The sequence below is a fragment of the Saccharothrix sp. genome (genome assembly GCF_031180885.1).
Lineage (GTDB): Bacteria > Actinomycetota > Actinomycetes > Mycobacteriales > Pseudonocardiaceae > Actinosynnema.
Map to the genome: position 1 here is coordinate 1 of NZ_JAPSLK010000123.1, position 2,737 is coordinate 2,737.

Genomic DNA, 2,737 nt, shown 5'->3' on the forward strand with positions numbered 1-2,737 from the left:
TGATGGCGCTCTGCGAAAAGGGCCAGCCATGCTCTGTGAAGTTCCCCAGCCGGCGGTTGGAGCGTAACCGCGATCAGCGACGGAGTGGGATCACTCCATCGGGTGCTGCGATGGGCATCTGGGGCCGGGCTGCCTCGGGTGTCGTGAGCAGGGCGACGATGGTGACGGGTCCGCCGCAGTGGGGGCATTCGCGGTGCGCGGCGGGTTGTGGGAGGTGTTCGACGAGCGCCGGCTGCATGGGTGTGCCCGCCGGCGTCGGGCCGCCACCGACGACTCGGGTTTCGGGGACGAACTCGCCGCGTTCGCGTCGCCCGGCGGCTGTGCTCTTGCAGCGCTTGGAGCAGTAGACGCGGTGACGGGCCTGGCGGCCGGTGGCGGTGAAGGTCTCCCAGCAGATGGGGCAGGTCTTGGTGACGGGCTCAGCCGGCATGGTTCACCGCCTTGCGTAGCTTGTCCGAAGTGGACTGATGGGAACGCAGCCGGTAGGAAGGTCCGTCGATGCCGACCACGGCGGCGCGGTGAAGTAGTCTGTCGAGCATCGCGGCGGCGACGGTGGCGTCACCGAAAGCCGTTGCCCAGTCGGCGATTCCGACGTTCGTCGTCAAGATCGTCGAGCTTTTCAGGTAGCGCTGGTTGATCACCTGGAACAACGCCGAGGCCCCGTCACCGGGCAACGGGAGATAGCCGAGTTCGTCGATCACCAGCAGTTTGGGGCCTGCGAAGAAGCGCATGCAGTAGGACCAGCGCCCTTCGACGGCGGCCTTGTGGCAACGGGCGGCCAGGTCGGCCGCGGTGGTGAAGTAGACCCGGTTGCCGGCCTCGGCCGCGCCCCGCGCGAGCGCGGTGGCCAGCATCGTCTTCCCGACTCCCGGCGGGCCGACCAGCAGGACGTTGGAGGCGTCGTCCAGGAACCGCAGCGTGGCCAGGTCCCGGATCAGCTTCTCGTCGACGCCGGGCTGGGCGGCGAAGTCGAAGTCCGCCAGCGTCCAGGGGTCCGGCAGGCAGGCGAAGCGCAGCCGGGAGGACAGGCGCCGTTCCTCGGTGGCGTTGACCTCGATCTCCAGCAGTCGCTCCAGGGCTGCGGTCAGCGACAGGTTCTCGGTGCGGGCCTGGTCCAGGATGCGGGGCAGAGCCTCGGCGGCGGTCTCCAGTTTCAGGTAGGACAGGTGCCCGCGCAGTTGTTGGTAGCGGCGGGCCTCGCTGACTTGGGGTCCGGTCTTGGTGTCGGTGGACAACGGTGTCACTCCTCGTCCTCATAGGTTGGTGCGGTGTGGAGTCGGGCGGCGGTGGCCGCGTAGGTGGACAGGTCGATCACGACGTGGGCCGCGGGCCCGGTCGCGGGAAGGCCGCGCAGCTTGGCCGCCTCGGCCAACGCCACCGCCGAGGGCGGACGGCGCGTCTTGTGGGTGCAGGGCCTGTCGGTGCTGGAACCGGCGAGCACGGCGCGTTCCAGCGCGACCACGTGGCCCTCGTCGCGGACGACCAGACCCGCGCCGTCGACCGCCCGCCGGTGGACCGCGACCGTGGCGCCCCGCGCGGTCACGATCCGCAGGCTGTCCGCCCCGAGCCTGTGCCGGACCTGGACCTGCGCTCCGGCCAGTCCCGGTGGGACCGAGTAGGCGTTGCCCCGGAACGCCACCAGGGCTTGCGGGGTGACCACGCGGGGGACGTCGAACTCGGCCGGGAACGCCGCCGTCGGGGCCATGCGCAACTGCTCCCCGGCCGCGAGCTCGGCGACCGTCGTGCGCTGCCCGTCGCGGACCCGGCGACGGCCGTCCAGCTTCCCGGCCAGTCGGTCGACGCCGGCCTGCGCCGCCGCGAGGGTGACGTCGTCGGCCAACGTGCGCCACCAGCGCTGCGCGGCGGAGTGGTTCGCCTTCTCCACCACGCCCTTGCGGTTGCCCCGCCGAGGCGGACAGACCACCGACCGGACTCCATAGTGCTTGGCCACCTGGGCGAACACCGCCGTGATCCGCCCCGACCCCGGCGAGCAAACCGTGGCCATCCGGTCGAACCGCCAGACCCGGGTCACCCCGCCCAGCTTGCGCACCACCGCGTCCAGCGCCTCGACCAGGTGCGGGAAGTCCTCCGACTCGGCCAGCACCGCCCGCCACCGACCCGAGTGCGCCAACGCCCCGACCAGCAGATGCGCGTGCCGGCCCAGGCCCCAGGCGGCGGGCGGGTCGGGCAGCTCGACCCAGTCCCACTGAGTCTCCTCGCCGGCCGGGTGGGTGATGATCGCGACGTCACGACCCCTGGTCGCCTGGCAGGGTTCGCAGTGCGGTCGCAGCCGGTGACGGCGCAACGCCCGGGTGAAGGTGGAGTACCCGCCGCCGTAACCCAGTTCGGTGATCTCGTCGAGCAGCGTCGAGGCCCACAGATGCGGATCGTCGACCAACCGCGCCCGGCAGTACGCCACGAACGGCTCGAACGGGTCCACCGCCGACCGCCGCCGGCGGCCCGGGACAACCTCGCCCGCCAGGTAACGCCGGATCGTCTTGCGGTCCCGCTTCAGATGACGGGCGATCGCCGAGATCGACCAACCCTGCTCGCGCAGCGCCTGCGCCTCCACGTCCTCCTCCAGCGAGAGCATCCAACCTCCAGCCGAACGGTCCACGGTGACCAACACCAAGACCGTCGCCCGGAAGCAACTGACCAGCGCAAACGACGCGCCGGAAGGACACCCGACTGGGGAACTAACAAGAGCGGGGCTGGCCCATTTCAGAGAGCACCATCA

General features: G+C 71.0%; 2 protein-coding genes. Both read right to left on the reverse strand.

The window, feature by feature from the left end; genetic code table 11:
* Nucleotides 1–419: 419 nt before the first annotated feature.
* Nucleotides 420–1,235, reverse strand: coding sequence for an IS21-like element helper ATPase IstB (gene istB, locus RIN75_RS43945; protein WP_309118049.1), 816 nt, complete (start codon nucleotides 1,233–1,235; stop codon nucleotides 420–422).
* 5 nt (nucleotides 1,236–1,240) lie between these two features.
* Nucleotides 1,241–2,593, reverse strand: coding sequence for an IS21 family transposase (gene istA, locus RIN75_RS43950; protein ID WP_309118050.1), 1,353 nt, complete (start codon nucleotides 2,591–2,593; stop codon nucleotides 1,241–1,243).
* Nucleotides 2,594–2,737 lie beyond the last annotated feature (144 nt).